This window comes from Mycobacterium sp. 852014-52450_SCH5900713 (assembly GCF_001667075.1).
GTDB lineage: Bacteria > Actinomycetota > Actinomycetes > Mycobacteriales > Mycobacteriaceae > Mycobacterium.
Genome location: NZ_LZIL01000005.1, coordinates 120,067 through 134,635 on the forward strand (window position 1 = coordinate 120,067; position 14,569 = coordinate 134,635).

15 protein-coding genes, 1 other RNA gene and 2 pseudogenes are annotated in these 14,569 nt (G+C 65.2%); 8 read left to right on the plus strand and 10 right to left on the minus strand.

Annotation, left to right across the window (positions count from 1 at the left end):
* Positions 1–10: 10 nt before the first annotated feature.
* From A5773_RS01455 to A5773_RS01465, 3 genes are read right to left on the minus strand one after another with little or no spacing between them, the layout of a single operon-like run.
* Complete coding sequence (locus A5773_RS01455) at positions 11–262, minus strand: hypothetical protein (RefSeq protein ID WP_066952218.1); 252 nt, start codon at positions 260–262, stop codon at positions 11–13.
* A 28-nt stretch (positions 263–290) separates the two neighbouring features.
* Positions 291–710 (minus strand): YkvA family protein, encoded by a 420-nt coding sequence (locus tag A5773_RS01460; RefSeq protein WP_066952643.1) that lies wholly within the window; start codon positions 708–710, stop codon positions 291–293.
* 51 nt (positions 711–761) lie between these two features.
* On the minus strand, positions 762–1,145 hold the full coding sequence (locus A5773_RS01465) for a DUF732 domain-containing protein (RefSeq protein WP_082948034.1): 384 nt from the start codon (positions 1,143–1,145) through the stop codon (positions 762–764).
* A 96-nt stretch (positions 1,146–1,241) separates the two neighbouring features.
* On the opposite strand from A5773_RS01465, the gene A5773_RS01470 reads away from it, so the two are divergent.
* Positions 1,242–2,099, plus strand: a complete 858-nt coding sequence (locus A5773_RS01470; protein ID WP_066952214.1) for a phytanoyl-CoA dioxygenase family protein — start codon at positions 1,242–1,244, stop codon at positions 2,097–2,099.
* A 142-nt stretch (positions 2,100–2,241) separates the two neighbouring features.
* Here the strand turns inward: A5773_RS01470 and A5773_RS25310 are convergent.
* Positions 2,242–3,135, minus strand: a pseudogene (locus A5773_RS25310) (DMT family transporter); the annotation flags it as partial.
* 45 nt (positions 3,136–3,180) lie between these two features.
* Here A5773_RS25310 and A5773_RS01480 point away from each other — a divergent pair.
* Entirely contained in the window at positions 3,181–3,396 is a 216-nt protein-coding gene (locus tag A5773_RS01480) for a hypothetical protein (RefSeq protein WP_066952210.1), read from the plus strand.
* A gap of 184 nt (positions 3,397–3,580) precedes the next feature.
* Here the strand turns inward: A5773_RS01480 and A5773_RS01485 are convergent, their stop codons facing one another.
* Positions 3,581–3,925, minus strand: coding sequence for a hypothetical protein (locus tag A5773_RS01485; protein WP_231989280.1), 345 nt, complete (start codon positions 3,923–3,925; stop codon positions 3,581–3,583).
* A 251-nt stretch (positions 3,926–4,176) separates the two neighbouring features.
* On the opposite strand from A5773_RS01485, the gene A5773_RS01490 reads away from it, so the two are divergent.
* On the plus strand, positions 4,177–5,148 hold the full coding sequence (locus A5773_RS01490) for a UDP-glucuronic acid decarboxylase family protein (protein WP_066952208.1): 972 nt from the start codon (positions 4,177–4,179) through the stop codon (positions 5,146–5,148).
* 215 nt (positions 5,149–5,363) lie between these two features.
* Positions 5,364–6,593, plus strand: coding sequence for a glycosyltransferase (locus tag A5773_RS01495; RefSeq protein ID WP_082948035.1), 1,230 nt, complete (start codon positions 5,364–5,366; stop codon positions 6,591–6,593).
* A gap of 57 nt (positions 6,594–6,650) precedes the next feature.
* On the opposite strand, the pseudogene A5773_RS01500 reads toward A5773_RS01495, so the two are convergent.
* Positions 6,651–7,422 (minus strand): annotated as a pseudogene (locus A5773_RS01500) (class I SAM-dependent methyltransferase).
* A gap of 186 nt (positions 7,423–7,608) precedes the next feature.
* Between A5773_RS01500 and A5773_RS01505 the strand changes: the two are divergent.
* Together A5773_RS01505 and A5773_RS01510 are read left to right on the plus strand one after the other, a co-directional pair.
* A complete protein-coding gene (locus A5773_RS01505) occupies positions 7,609–8,499 on the plus strand; it encodes a universal stress protein (protein WP_067789129.1) in 891 nt (296 codons plus the stop codon).
* A gap of 96 nt (positions 8,500–8,595) precedes the next feature.
* Positions 8,596–9,276, plus strand: coding sequence for a M15 family metallopeptidase (locus A5773_RS01510; RefSeq protein ID WP_082948036.1), 681 nt, complete (start codon positions 8,596–8,598; stop codon positions 9,274–9,276).
* On the opposite strand, the gene A5773_RS01515 is transcribed toward A5773_RS01510, so the two are convergent.
* Positions 9,273–10,823 carry a serine hydrolase gene (locus A5773_RS01515; protein ID WP_231989279.1) on the minus strand — a complete coding sequence of 517 codons (1,551 nt, stop codon included), beginning with the start codon at positions 10,821–10,823 and terminating at the stop codon, positions 9,273–9,275. The two genes, A5773_RS01510 and A5773_RS01515, sit on opposite strands and share 4 nt — an antisense overlap.
* A gap of 281 nt (positions 10,824–11,104) precedes the next feature.
* Between A5773_RS01515 and A5773_RS01520 the strand changes: the two genes are divergently transcribed.
* Positions 11,105–11,680 carry an N-acetylmuramoyl-L-alanine amidase gene (locus tag A5773_RS01520; protein WP_255377445.1) on the plus strand — a complete coding sequence of 192 codons (576 nt, stop codon included), beginning with the start codon at positions 11,105–11,107 and terminating at the stop codon, positions 11,678–11,680.
* A gap of 334 nt (positions 11,681–12,014) precedes the next feature.
* On the plus strand, positions 12,015–12,584 hold the full coding sequence (locus tag A5773_RS01525; RefSeq protein WP_231989278.1) for a C39 family peptidase: 570 nt from the start codon (positions 12,015–12,017) through the stop codon (positions 12,582–12,584).
* Here the strand turns inward: A5773_RS01525 and A5773_RS25880 are convergent.
* The 3 genes from A5773_RS25880 to ssrA form a co-directional block, all read right to left on the minus strand.
* Positions 12,581–12,820, minus strand: a complete 240-nt coding sequence (locus tag A5773_RS25880) for a hypothetical protein (protein ID WP_067265760.1) — start codon at positions 12,818–12,820, stop codon at positions 12,581–12,583. The genes A5773_RS01525 and A5773_RS25880 overlap by 4 nt on opposite strands.
* 305 nt (positions 12,821–13,125) lie before the next feature.
* On the minus strand, positions 13,126–13,770 hold the full coding sequence (locus A5773_RS01535; RefSeq protein WP_066952637.1) for a cutinase family protein: 645 nt from the start codon (positions 13,768–13,770) through the stop codon (positions 13,126–13,128).
* A gap of 348 nt (positions 13,771–14,118) precedes the next feature.
* Positions 14,119–14,486: a transfer-messenger RNA gene (ssrA, locus tag A5773_RS01540) on the minus strand.
* Positions 14,487–14,569 lie beyond the last annotated feature (83 nt).

Consider the following 14,569-nt stretch of genomic DNA (forward strand, 5'->3'; position numbering starts at 1 on the left):
CAGAAGCCCGTCAAGGCGCGGGGCACGCGTGGGCGATTTGTATGGAGGCCGGCCACAACGCCGTGGTCAGGCCGAATGCCACGGCGTCGGCTCCGGTGGGGAAGACGGCCTCCACCCGAGTCTGGATCAGTCGAGCCTCGTCGGCGTGAAAAAGGGTCCACACGAACCCGATACACAGGTATGGGATCGCCAGCCACAACGCCAGCTCGATCAGTGCGCCGACCCTGACCTGGTAGCGCATGGTGCGCCGAATTACGTCCATCACCGCACGCTCCTAGGTTCCGGTCCGGTCAGTCCAGCGCGGGGTCGGGCAGCCCGCACAGCTTGCACAGGGTGGCGAGGCCGTCGGGCGTCCCCGGCCAGTGCCTGGCAAGCACACCGGGTCCCGCCGTGCGGCTGATCCAGCGCAGCACCAGACCGACGATGATCACGTCGTCGGCGAATCCGATGACCGGGATGGCGTCGGGTATCAGGTCGATGGGCGACACGACAAAGGCGATCAGTGCGACCAACGCAACCCGGATCCGCCGCGGCAGCTCGGTATCGGCGGCGAGCCGTTTCAGCAGGCGGAGCACGTCGGGCAGGAGGCGCACGAGGTCCTGCATTTTGGCCTCGGGTCGCATCAGCCAGAAGGTGACAGCGAGGATCAGCCAGATCACCGCGAACGCAACCAGGATGCCCAACGCAACCATCCACCAGTCGGGCCACATCAGGTACATCTTGGTTGGTGGGGCGCAGGCACGCCAGCGCCGGCGGGTTTTCTAAGCGGCCCCCGGCGGCGGGAACGGAATCCAGGGGATCATCCCGGTGTCGGTCGGACGTGGCGGTGGCTCGGTGTTTGGTTCCCCAATGTGTTGGGGGCAGAAGGCATTCACCGCACTGGTCGCGAAACTCGTAGCTTCCGACACGGTGAATCCCGCGTTTTCCGAGGACACACTCTGGATGACCGCGGCTTTGGAGTGACCCTGGTCCATCAGCTCGCAGGCCTTCTTGCCGACCTGAATGGCAACGGCCCCGTTCTTGTAGGGAACGCCGGCCTGATCGAGGGCCGACAAGAAATTCGCATCGGGGTTGCCGGCCGGGTCGGCGTGCGCGGGCGCGGCCGCGCCAATGGCGGCGGCGAAGCTCGCAAGCACGAGAAGCATCCGCACCGCTTCATCCTTGTACAGATGACGCGAATTGTCCTGTCGGCCCCCGCGAACTCGGCTTAGTGTGGTTGGCGGGATGAAGGACAAGTGCCAATGAACATCGACGAAGAGTCCGTCACGACGCTGGAAGACCTCAGGGGCGATCTGGCGCAGCGGTACAAGCGAACGGCGAGCGGTGGAAGCTCCGTCGACAGCGCGGTCGTCAACGCCGACATGGCGGCCCTCGACCGCGACGGCTACGTCATTTGGAAGGACCTGCTCACACCGGAGCAGTGCCAGCAGATCCGCGAGGTCGTACGCCCGTGGCTCGGGCACACCGGACGCAACTCGTTCGAGGGGCGGCGCACCCAGCGCATCTACAGCCTGCTGAGCCGGACGCGGGTATGCGACGGCGTCGTCGACCATCCTCGGGTACTTGCGGTGCTCGATCGGCTGCTGATGCCCAACTACCTGCTTTCGGCGTTGCAGGCCATCAACATTCAGCCCGGAGAGGCCGCCCAGCTGGCTCACCACGACGACGGGTTCTACCCGGTCCCGCGGCCGCGAGAACCCTTGGCGGCGGCGACGATCTGGGCCATCGACGACTTCACCGCCGACAATGGGGCCACCGTCCTCTACCCCGGCAGCCACCGCTGGGGCAAGCGCCGGCCGGGTCCCGACGATCAGGCCATGCCGGTCGTCATGCCCGCCGGCTCGTGCGTCTTCTTCGTGGGCACCCTGTGGCACGGCGGGGGCGCCAACAACACCGGCCACGACCGCCTTGCCGTCACCGCCCAGTACTGCCAACCGTGGCTGCGGCCGATGGAAGCCTTCACGTTGTCGATATCGCGCGACATCGCCCGCTCGGTATCCGACGACATTCGCCGCATGCTCGGCTACAGCATCCACCCGCCGTTCGTCGGCGCGGTCGACGGCCTGCACCCGCTCCGGCTGTTGGAAGCCGATTCGTAGGTCCTACTCGCGTCTTCCGCTGACACCCGCCAACCGCGCGGCGTCGACCGGGCGTGGGCTGTTGCGGGCTGCCCACTTCGATCGCCTGGCTGCGGCTCAGCGCGACAGCGGCGGCCACCATGCCCCATACGGCCACTGCCAACGCCAGCGCCGCCGAGCGGCCCACGGCCAGGTGCTCACCCAGCACGCCAACGCCGAGCACGACCGCGACAACCGGCTCGCCGACCAACATGATCGGGACCGACGCCTGCAACGCGCCGGCATGAAAGGCCGAGTTCTGCACCAGCGTCACCGCGACCGCCAGGCCGACCAACAGGTACGGAGCGGGGACGGTGAGGAGCGCGTGCCAGCCGCCGGCGGCGTAGCGGTGCGTGCAGATCTTCGTCAGGACGGCGATCATGCCGAGCAGGACCGCCACGGCCACGCCCAGCAGCATGGCGCGCACACGACCAGCGGCGCGGCCGGCCGCCGTCACACACACCACCAGCAACGGCACCATCACCAACAACGCCAGTGTCCACGCCGGGACCGCAGGGCGGACACGGCCTTCGCGCGGCTGGCCGACAAGCACGAAGACCGTCAGTGCGCCCGTCAACAGCGTCGCCCAGCCCCACTGGACTGCACTGATGCGCTGGTGGCAGAGCCGCGCGCTCAAGGGCAACGCGAACAACAGCGACGAGACCAGCAGCGGCTGGATGAGCAGCAGGGATCCGTGCGCCAGCGCCACGGCCTGAAACACGTAGCCGGCGACGGCGGCGACGGTGCCCGCCCACCACAGCGGTCGCGTCGCCAGGGTCGTCACCATCGTTCCCGACATGCCCTCATCGGCCGGAACGTCCTGGGCGGCTCGCTGCCGAACGACGATGCCCACCGCGGCCCAGAACGCCGAGAGCAATGCCGAAAAGATTGCGACCGCGTGCGATTCCACCCACCCCATGACCGTGCGGATACCCGGGACGTCCGCATGGCTAACTGGGCTCCGCGCGAACGCGTGCAGCGGCGCAGCGCGGGAATTTGTTTGTGACTCACCGCACATTTATGCTGACGGTGTATTCCAGGTCACAACTCGGTAGGAGCTTGAATGGCCGCAGCCCATGGCTCGAGCAAGCACGTTGTCGTCGCGCCGCGTCCCAGCGGAGCGATCCATTCGCACCGGATACTGCTGGCCGTATTCGTGGTCATGGCCCTCATCGCGGCGATCACAGGCATCGTCGTCGCCGCGTCGACGGGGCACACCACCGCCGCGCTCGTCATCGCCCTGGTGGCGGGCGGGTGGTTTTCCGCCGCCCTCTGCTAGGGGTTGCACCGCCGGCAAGGAAGGTCGGCGCGGCGCTCGAAAACCTCCGGATGCCAACGGGTTTGACACCCCTAAGAGTCACCCATGATCTTTTACCCCGCCGTTGCGGGAAATGGCTACGCCTCCGCGCAAACGGGCCAGATCATGGGCGCGCCGCGTTCGACCGCTGGACGACGGCTAGGGATCAGTTGGCGACCGCGCCGGGGCAGTACTTGATTCGTCCCAGGTCGACCCACATGTTGGCGCGCTTGGCGGCTTGATCGGGGTTCAGCCCGGTCACACTCTGGTTGTTCGCCTGTTGCATCGCGCCGACGATCTGCGCGCGCGACCAGCCCTGCGCCATGGCATTGCACATGGTCTGTTCGGTTTGCATCTCGTAGAAGGGCCAATCCGGCGGGAAGCCGATCGGGTCGGCGTTCGCCGTCGCGAACGCGCCCGGCAGGGCAGCCGGAGCGATCAACGCGATGACGAACGCCAGGCCGAGAAGCAGCTTTCTGGTGACGGACAGGGGTGAAAGCGACTGCTGCACGGACACTTCTCCTCGGATTAGGCGCCTCGATGACCAGGAGGCCGAAAAAGCAATGACCCCACCCACCAATGGTAGGGCCTCGGCGTCGTTGGCCGATCGAGATGTGCGATCTGACTAGGTCTCGCCCTACGATTGCCGGGAACCCGACGTTCGATCAGGCAATACGGTAAGCCGACGACGGCCGTCTCCCGACGCGTCAAACGGGTCATGCGATCCGTCTGAGCTACTGGCCGAAACTAGGAGAACGAAAAGTGAGAGCCCTCGTTGCGGGCGCCGCCGGGTTCTTGGGGTCTCATCTCTGCGACCGTCTTCGCCGCGACGGCATCGAGGTTGTCGGGCTCGACAACTTCTGCACCGGTGGGCGCGACAACATCAGGCAGTTCGAGGGAGACCCGGGCTTTTCTTTTTTCGAGCACGACATAACCCGACCGGTAGACCCGGCTGCCGCTCGCCCGCTGGATCTCATCTTCAACATGGCCTGCCCCGGGTCGCCGCGCGCCTACCAGCGGGATCCCCTGTTCACCCTGGAGACCAACTACCTCGGTACGAGGAACCTTCTGGAACTGGCACGCGAGGAGCGGGCGACGATTCTCCAAGCTTCCACCAGCGAGGTCTACGGCGATCCCGTCATCCATCCTCAAGTCGAGAGCTACTGGGGCAACGTCAACTGCTTCGGCACGCGGAGCTGTTACGAAGAAGGCAAGCGGGTCTCGGAGACGCTGATGCTCGAGTACGCCCGCCGCTACGGCGTGCGGATAAAAGTCGTCCGCATCTTCAATACCTACGGCCCGAGGATGGACGTGGAGGACGGCCGAATCATCCCCTCGTTCATCGTCCAGGCGCTGCGGGGAGAACCGATCACCGTCTTCGGGGATGGCAGCCAGACCCGCTCTTTCTGCTATGTCGACGATCTCATCGAGGGTCTTGTGAGGATGGCCGCGAGCGAACCCTCGTTTACGGGGCCCGTCAATCTCGGCAGTCCGACCGAACTCACCGTCCTCGAAACAGCGAGCATTATCGGCGAGATGACCGGGTCGGCGTCGGAAACCGTGTTCAGGCCCCTGCCGCCGGACGACCCCAAGAGGCGCCAACCGGATATCAGTCTTGCCGAATCCAGGCTCGCCTGGCGTCCACGAGTCCCTTTTGGAGATGGCGTCGCGCGAACTATCGAATACTTCAGGGGAATCGTGGAGGTAGCTCCTGGGGAGCGCCGTGATCATTGACGCCAGCGGTCTTGTCTATCACCAACCTCATGGCCGTTCAGGCTGCTGGGTCGATGGCGTTAGCATCAGGGAGCCCCACGCGCAACGGACCACCCCCGCCGACCACGATCAACGAAGGGGAGGGTGATGGCTGATCAAGCCCATGACAGCCGCCGTTATCCCGTTGCCGCCGTTCGTTTCCGGTGTCCCTGGGCGCACGGCGATGGGCTCCGGCGATGAGATTTGTATTGGCAACCTTGGGAACTCGGGGTGATATCGAGCCATGCGCCGCCATCGGTCGGGAACTGCAGCTTAGGGGCCACGACGTCCAAATGGCGGTTCCACCGAACTACATTGGCTTCATCGAGTCGGCGGGTCTTGCCGCGGTCGCACACGGTCCCGACCAGGACCGGCAGAACGCCGAAATCGAACTCAAATACGGCACGACGCCGAGTCCTATGCTCATGGCGTGGGAGATTTTCCAGGGAATCACCAAACTCTGGCCGGAGCTGGGTACGGCGCTCACGTCACTGGCCGACGGGGCCGATCTGCTATTGACGGACGCAAGCCAGCAGGGGCTGGCCGCCAATGTTGCGGATTACTACGACATTCCGCAAGCTGCCGTGCACATCTACCCGATCACAGATAATGCGCATTCGCAGATAACCAAAGACGCTGAAGACGCCCTGCGCCGTGAATTGGGCCTGCCAGAGGAAACGGGACCGCCGACGCGACAACCGCTGGAAATCCAGGCCTACGACGAACTCTTCTTTCCCGGAATGGCAGCCGCATGGGCGGATCACGGCTTCCGGCGGCCTTTCGTTGGCGGGCTGACCCTGGAGCTGCCAACGGACGTCGACGACGACGTCTCGTCGTGGATTACCGCCGGAACGCCGCCGATCTATTTCGGATTTGGCAGCAGCGCACGAGTCGCATCGCCCCGCGATGTGATCGCCATGATCACTGCGGCTTGTGCACAGCTAGGCGAACGGGCATTGATTTGCAGCGGCGTGAGTGACCTAGCCGGCCTTCCGGATTCCGACCAGGTAAAGATTGTGAACGCGGTGAACCACGCAACCGTGTTTCCCGCTTGCCGCGCGGTCGTCCACCACGGTGGCCCGGGCACCACGTTCGCAGGCATCCGGGCCGGAATCCCCACGCTGGCCCTTGCCGTATCGGTCGATCAACCGATGTGGGCAGCCGCGGTCAACCAACTCGAAGTCGGCATCGGACGGCGCTTCATCGAAACCACCCTCGATTCGCTGATTGCGGATTTGCGGTCCATCCTCACTCCGCGCTGCGTCACTCGAACCCGTGAGGTCGCCGCCCAGATGGCGACGCCCGCGGAAAGCGCCGCCACCGCGGCCGATCTCTTGGAAGATGCCGTCCGTGTCGGCACGTTGGCTGATCGGCAAATGCCGCGGACCGCGAACCGACCGGTGCCCACTACTCAGGCACCTCGATGAGAAGTCGGTCAGCCCAACGGTTCTGACTAGCTCGTAGGCATTGACCCGACTGCTCCGCTATGCGCAGAGCATGGTTGGACTATTCGGCGGAATGCCTGTCATCCCTTGGCGATCGAGCGGCGAGTTGCGTAGCCGAGACGCTGCGATACGACGGCAAGTCAAAGTCGGGCAAGGCGCAGATGTCAGCACAATCCCGGACCCGCTCCAACCAGTAACTCTGATCAGCGGCCGATGTGCAGGCGTAGATCTTCATGAACGTCGCCGCGAAGGGGAACAAGAAGCCATTGCCGACAGCCTGCCAAACAGCCGCGGCTACCCCGGGAGTTTCGACGCCGCGATAGTCGTCGATCGCAATCACGCCTCGCTTGGCCGTGTGAGTCACGGCAAGATTGATGTCGTTGGCGACGCACCGGTAGCTGTGACAACCGTCGACGTGGATGAAGCGGAGTACCCGTTCGCCAAGATTGAGCTCTGATGATTCGCAGACTTCGAGCGTTGGCCGGCGAGGGTGGAAACGGTCCCAGTTGGCCAAGAACTGCTTCTGGTCCAGGCCCGAATACTGCTGGCGTGGGATCCGCGACATGTCCGCGTGATCCATTACGGCGTCGAACAAGTCGCAGATCACCAGTTCTTCATCGTCGCGGAGGCCGTAACCCATCAGGATTGCGGACTTGCCTTGATAGGTGCCGATCTCCAACATGTCGCCCTTGATGCCTTCGGCCGTCTGGCAAGCGAGCAGCTTGCTGAATAGTGAGACATCGGCCTCAAAGAACCAGCCGTCGACGTCGTCCATCTGCTCGGCATAGAGGGTCCAGGCGGCATCGGTCATGGCGCGCTCCTGCGCATCAAAGCCTCCAGAGAGGTACTGCCCGAATGTGTGGCGGCCTGCGTTTGAAGGGTATCAACCCGCGCTTCATCGGTGCCTTTGGTCCTTCGGCTTGCATCGCTTCGGCCCTGACAATCCCGGCCGCCATGAATGATCCTGCCGGGGGGCACCGATCAGAAACGAGCTGAAATGTGGGAGCCACCACGTGGCGCGATCTTGGTAGGCGTTGACGGCTCGGCAGCGGCACTGGGCGCCGTCCGGTGGGCGGCCCGTGATGCCGCGCTGCGGAAAGCGCCGCTGACCCTGGTGCATGTCGTCGACGCCCCCTTGCCGGGGTGGTTCCAGGTCACCGCGCGGACGCACTTCAGGCCACGGCACGGGCAGCGGGCACGCGGACTCATCAAATCGGCGATCAAGGTCGCCGAGGAGAGCGCTGGTGAGCGCGGCCCGGTGAAGATCGACAGCAAGGTGCTTTGTTCAACCGCCGTCCCGACGCTGGTCGCCCTCTCCAAAGAGCTGGAGATGGTCGTGGTGGGCGATCGGGGACATGGCGGTGCCTTGGCCCGCAGCTCGCTTGGCTCGGTGAGTTCGGGATTGGTTTACCACGCGCACTGCCCAGTCGCCGTGATCCCCGACGAGCAAGCGCAGGTCGGCAAGGCGGAGGCGCCGGTGCTGGTCGGCATCGACGGCTCGCCGGCCTCGGAAGCAGCGACCGCGATCGCGTTCGAGCAAGCATCACGACGGCAGGTAGGCCTAACGGCTTTACACGCCTGGGCTGATCCCCGGGCGTCCACGTCCAGAACGGTGTACCAGGACGCCAGTTGGGACGCCCAGCTGTCCGAGGAGGAAGAGGTGCTGGCCGAACGGCTGGCGGGTTGGCATGACCTCTATCCCGACGTGGAGGTCCATCGCAGGATCGAGATTGGCGAGCCGGTGCGCTGGCTGCTCGAGGCATCCGAAAAGGCGCAACTGCTGGTGGTCGGCAGCCACGGCCGGGGCGCATTAGCCGGCAGGGTGCTGGGCTCGGTCGGTGCGTCGGTGGTCAACCGGGCCAAGATTCCGGTGATCGTGGCGCGATAGACACTGGCAGTCTGACCAACCATTCTCAGTGGAGCGAGCGGTGAGGACTCATCCCAGTTGACGCCCTTCGAGCGGCGGCGTGCCGCGGTGGCCGGAATGCTCGCCGGGTGTCTTGTGCTGGTGCAGTGCACCGCGGCGCAGCCACCGCCGGCGGCGACACCCTCAGGGCCTGCGACACCGTCGCCATCGGCCGCGTCGCCCAGTGCGCCGCCGGCACCTCCAGGTGACAGCGTGGAGCCGGTCACCGCCGCCGAACTCGGCGAAAGCTGGCGGCCGGGTTGTCCAGTCGAGCCGGAGCAGCTGCGACGGGTCAACGTCGACCACATCGGTTTCGACGGCCAGGTGCACCGCGGTGAGCTGATCGTGCAGCAAGACCTGGCGCCGGCGGTCATCGCGATCTTCGAGCGGCTACACCGGCTTGGTTACCCGGTCGAGAAGATCCGCACGGTCGACCACTACCCGGGTGCCGACGACGAGTCATCCATGGAGGACAACAACACTTCGGCGTTCAACTGCCGACGCATCCCTGGAACCAACGAGTGGTCTCCGCACGCCTACGGTCGGGCTATCGACCTCAATCCGCTCATCAACCCCTGCCTTTACGCGAGCGGGTATTTCGAACCGCGAAACGCGGCCGCCTACCTGGACCGCAGCCGCAGCGACCCGGGACTCTTACACAACGGCGACCCAGCCGTGCGCGCCTTCACAGATCGTGGCTGGCGGTGGGGTGGCGAGTGGACCGGCCCCCTCGACTATCAACACTTCGAGCGGCCCTAAAGACGCAGCGCCTGTGCCGTCGCGGTTGCGACCTCACCTCGCAGATTCGACATCGGTGGACTGCCCCGGGTGTGAATCGAGTTCGAGAGCAGAACGACGTACGTATCTGAGCGCGGGTCCATCCAGACCGAGGTACCGGTGAAGCCGGTGTGGCCGAAGCTACCGATGGGGAAGATCGCGCCTCGCGGCGTGGACTGGCCCGTATCTATGTCCCAGCCAAAGCCGCGCAGGTTCTGGCCCGCGATCGCGGGATAGCGCGGAGCGAGCAGCGGATCTGTTTTGTTCGGCCGCTTTGCGACGGCTTCTTGGGCCGCATCGTTGGCCGCCTTGAGTTGCGCAGGCGTATGGCCCGGCTGCTGCGGACTCGTCATCAGCTCGAGAGTTGTTTGCGCCAAGGGGAATTGGCTGGGACGGCCCGCGAGCCGGTCCAGTAATGCCTGCGAAAACATGCTGACATCGTGGGCGGTCGAGAACACGCCGGCGTGCCCGGCCACTCCGCCCATGCGACGAGCCGTCGTGTCCTGCACGGTGCCCCGAAGCAGGTGATCGAGATCGGGATTCTTAACCGGGTCGGCTCGGCCCTCTTCGTCACGTGCTGTCGGTGCGATGCGCGGCAAGAGACCGGTGCTCCATGTACCCGCGGGGCAGGCGTCCGGCGTGCGGCCTTGCGGCGCAGGAGCCCAGGCGGTCGCGGCTCCCAACGTCGTGTGCGAACCGCACGCTTGCGCCGGGGGAAGGTAGTGGGTGTCTTCCATGCCAAGCGGCTCGAACACGTGCCGCTGAACGTATGCGTCCAGGGCCTCACCGGTAACCTTTTCGATCAGCGCGCCAAGCAGGATGAAGTTGATATCGGAGTAGCGGAATCCGCCACCGGGAGCGGACTCCAGCGGCGTGGCGAGCGCACGATGAATCCCCTCGCGTTTGTCGGCGTGGTCCAGTCCCCACGGGTCTCCGAGGTTGACGTCCCCCGTTTCGCCGGAGGTGTGCGTAAGCAGCATCCGGACGGTCACTGCCGCGCGGCGCGGATCGTTTGCGGTGTTGAACTCGGGGAGGTACTGCTGCACCAGATCGTCGAATGCAACCTTGCCCTGCTCGTAGAGCTGCATGACGGCTGTCGCCGTTGCGAGGCTCTTCGTTAACGACGCGAGGTCGAAGATCGTGTCCTCGGTCATCGGCTCCGCGGGGGCAGGCAAGCCGTCCAGCCCGGGTTCGCCGGCAAGCTTGCGCGAACCGTAGGCATGGTGGAACGCGACCTTGCCACCGTGCCCAATGACAACCACCGCGCCCGGCAGCTTGTTCGCCGCAATCGCATCGTTGATCAGCTTGGAGACCTTCGCGAAATCAACTGCGGGAACCGGGTCGGGCGGTTTGACGACCGTGGCGACGTCCGGTCTGGGGGCGGGCGTGCTGGCGCCCAACACCGGGCGTCCCGGATCGCCCCTCGAGCAAGCCGTGGCTATCGCGAGGAAGGCGGCTCCGGCGGCGACGGCGGTTCGCATCGCACCGCGGAAGCCCGCGGCGGCCGGTCGATTCATGGTGGAGCTCATCTCGTTACCTGCGATCTTGTTTTCGGATCTCGGCGGCGTCAAGAGAGGACGACGAAACGCGTCCCGCGCCCCCGCATCACGCCCGTATCGTGAGGGCGGTGTGCGAGCCTGCGCCCGGCCGGCCCCAGGAATCGCCGGCCGTTGTCAGCCGTCGCCAGCTTTTGGGGGTGGCCGGCAGCGTGGGGCTGGGGTCCCTGGTCGGCGGCAAGCGACCTTCGGCCCCACCTCCTTCCGCGACGTCGACGACCAGCGTCAGCCTGACCGCGACCACTTCGGCATTGTTGCTATGCCGAGACGCCTGGGGCGCTCGACCGGCGCGCTCTGGAGGGAAGCGCCACACCATCACGCGGATGACCCTGCACCACGAGGCTGTCGTCCTTGGCGACAACCGCAATGCCCCAGCGCACCTCCGGCAGGATCAGCGGTACCACCAGGATCAGCACGGGTGGATCGACATCGCCTACCACGTCGGCGTCGACCGCAACGGCAACATCTACGAACTCCGGAGCACCGAGATCGCGGGCGACACCGCGACGGACTACGACACAACGGGCCACTTCCTGGTCCTCTGCGAAGGAGACTTCGATCAAGAGCCCGTCCCAGAGGCCCAGCTTCAGGGAGCGGCTCGCGCGTTCGCATGGGCCGCCCAGAATTTTCGTGTAGCGAGCGCCACGTTGGCGGGCCATCGGGACCTGGCCCAGACGTCTTGCCCGGGTGGAAACCTGTACGCCCACCTCTCCTCGGGCGACCTGAAACGCCGCATCGACGATCTGCTGGCCGCGGGCGGAGTGGACCTCCAGCGCTTCTGCGGATCCGACGCGGCCGCACGCGTCGCCGCAATCGAGGCGGGCAACTGATCGGCGCCGGGTAGGCCTGCGCGGCAACCGCCGGTCACGCCTACTGGGATTGCGCCCAATTGGCCTACGCGTGTTTGCTGGGCATGCTACGTTGCTGATCAATCGATAGCCCGACTGGTATTTGCGAGGCAACATGGTCGACTTTCGGAAAGCGGCCGCTCTGCCCACCGCTCTAGCGGTCGCCTGCCTCGGTATAGCCAGCATATGGACACTATCTGGGTGCAGCGCGGCGTCACCGCCGATGCGTGCGGCGGTGACCTCAGCTACCGTAGGCGCCAGCAGGGCCGACGACCGACGGCCGACAGCAGCACCGGTCAAAACGATTGCTAGTGGCGTGTATGGCGACCCGGACGCGGCAGCCGAGTTCTGGCAGCAGCAGTCCTACGAGGACAACTGCGGGCTGGCTTCCGTGGCCGACGTGGTCGGGGAAGTCACCGGTCACTCCCCGACCGAGCAGCAAATCATCAAGCTGGCACAGCACACGCCCTCGTCCACCCGCAACGGCCCGATTTACGCGCCCACCGGCGACCCGGCTCACGACGGCCCGAACGGTGGCATCGACATGGCCGACACGGTGGTGCTGCTCGACCACTACGGCATCAAATCGCACATGACCTATGACAAGCACCCCGAAGAGGTGGGCCTGTCCTCGCTGGAGCAGTACCTGAGCGCGAACCGCAAGGTCATCGCATGGGTCAACTCCGGAACCATCCTGAACTCCAACGACCAGCGCACGTCGGCCGATCATTTGCTGGTGGTCACCGGGATTGATACCAACAAGGAAGTCGTCCACCTCAACGATCCCTACGCCGATCACGCCGACACGAAGGTCAGCATCGCCACGTTCATGACGGCCTGGAAAATCGGGCAGGAATCGATCGTCGTCACCGCGCCGGCGGGCTAACGCCTCGTCACTCGGTATTGCCCGGAGCCGGGCCCGCCGTCTTCATCGGGGTCGCGGAACTCGTCGGGCTCACGGGGCTCGTAGTGCTCGTCGGGCTGGTAGAACTCGTGGGCTTCGTCGGGCTCGTCGGGCTGGTCGGGCTGGTCGGGCTCGTGGGACTTGTCGGAGTCGTAGGAGTCGTAGGAGTCGTAGGAGTCGTAGGCGTTGTACTCGCAAGGCCTGGGCCTTCGCCACACCAGTCCGCCACATCTTTCGGGTACTGCTCGAGCGGTGGAGGACAACGCTGCCCCGGCGGGAAGTTGGCGCCGGCATTGAGCAGATCGCAGGGCACGTAGACCTGCTTGCCCTTGGGAGTGTTGGTCAGACACTTCGTCGGCGGCTCACCGTGGGCCTGGACGGGGATGGTGGCGGCCGCCACCACCGCGCCGAGCGCCCAAGCAAGACGGCGGTATGTCATGAGAGCTCCTTACTCGCTCACCTGATACACGTTCTGGTGATCCGGTGTCGGGCGTGCACAACGTGAGATCGCCGTCGTCTGACGCTACAACCGGCCCGCGGCGAACGTCGCCGCCTGGTTTGTCATTCCCGACTGAATGTACTGACCATGCGGTGCCATGCTCACACCGCGCGTGCAAATCGGATCCCCGGGCATACACATGTCAATCGTTTTCGCGGCGTATAGCGGGCCAATGGTGGGAAGCGAGCCGGCCGCCAGCGTCCGCGCGAATGTGCCCGATGCCGACGGATTTCCGAAGACAGCGACGGCGGCGACATGATTGGCGACATCGGGTGGCATCTGCGTGGTGATGACGTCGACCACGGCCGCACCTTGGGAGTATCCACCGAGGACCACCCTGGTGTTGGGACAGTTTGCCGCCATGGACTGGACATGAGCGCTCGCGTCATTGGCACCGGCAGCGATGGAGCTACGGAAATTGTTGGTGGCGGGGTAGTTGACCGGATAGACGCTGACAGTCCTGCGTCCTACTCGCGAACGCAGCGAATCAACAAATGACTGTCCGACCCCCCCGACGCCAGGGGGCTCGGTGGTGCCCCGGGCGAACACCACGTCGACGTCGGAGCAGGGAGCCGCGGTGGCAGATGGCAGGGACGAGGCGGCGGTCAGCGACGCCCACGCTGCAACGACAGCCGCGCCGAGCAGACCAGAAGTCGGACGTGCGGTCACGGCTTGCATGTCATGTTGTCGCTTCGGAACGACCCTGTGGGCCGCCGTGACAGCCCGGGCGCGCGGTCCGACGATGAAAGCTCATGGTGGTTGCCCTTGGTGTAGTCGCCGCTCGGTTGGCAGCTCTCACACTTAGGAGCAACGACGCCGCTCCTAGGGGACACTTTTTCCGCCGCCTACGTCGGACGTCGAAGATTTCTTGTCGTCCAGGCCCATACCGCAACAGCACGTAGGTGCTCCCATTCGTGCGCGTGACACGCCGAACCGACACCACAGGGTGAGCTCGGACGATCGATGTTGATGAAAAAGAAGCTGGCCAGGCCTTGCGGCGCTGACCAGCTAATTTCTCGGTGGAGCTGCCGGGAATCGAACCCGGGTCCTACGGCATTCCCTCAAGACTTCTCCGTGCGCAGTTCGCTATGCCTCTGCTCGGATCTCCTGGTCACGCGAACCAGCCAGGATGACGATCCCAGTCGCTGTTGGTGTCCCGATGAGTCCCGCGACCGAACTCATCGGTTGATCCCTCTAGCTGACGCCAGGGTCCGGGTCGAGGGCTTTCCCGGTCTGACGGACTAGCTGTCGCTTAGGCAGCGAGAGCGTAGTCGCGCTGATGTGAATCGGCGCTTATATGGTTGCAACGACGCTTACGGTGGTCTCTTGCCTGCACCGGCACGCTTCCCTTGATTCGATGCGCGAAGTCGAAACCGTTCAGCCCCTCGCACCCCCACCGATTTTCGGCAGGACAATCTATGGTACGCCGCTATCAACGCGCGGCAACGGAGTTGTGTTCCGGTCCGGC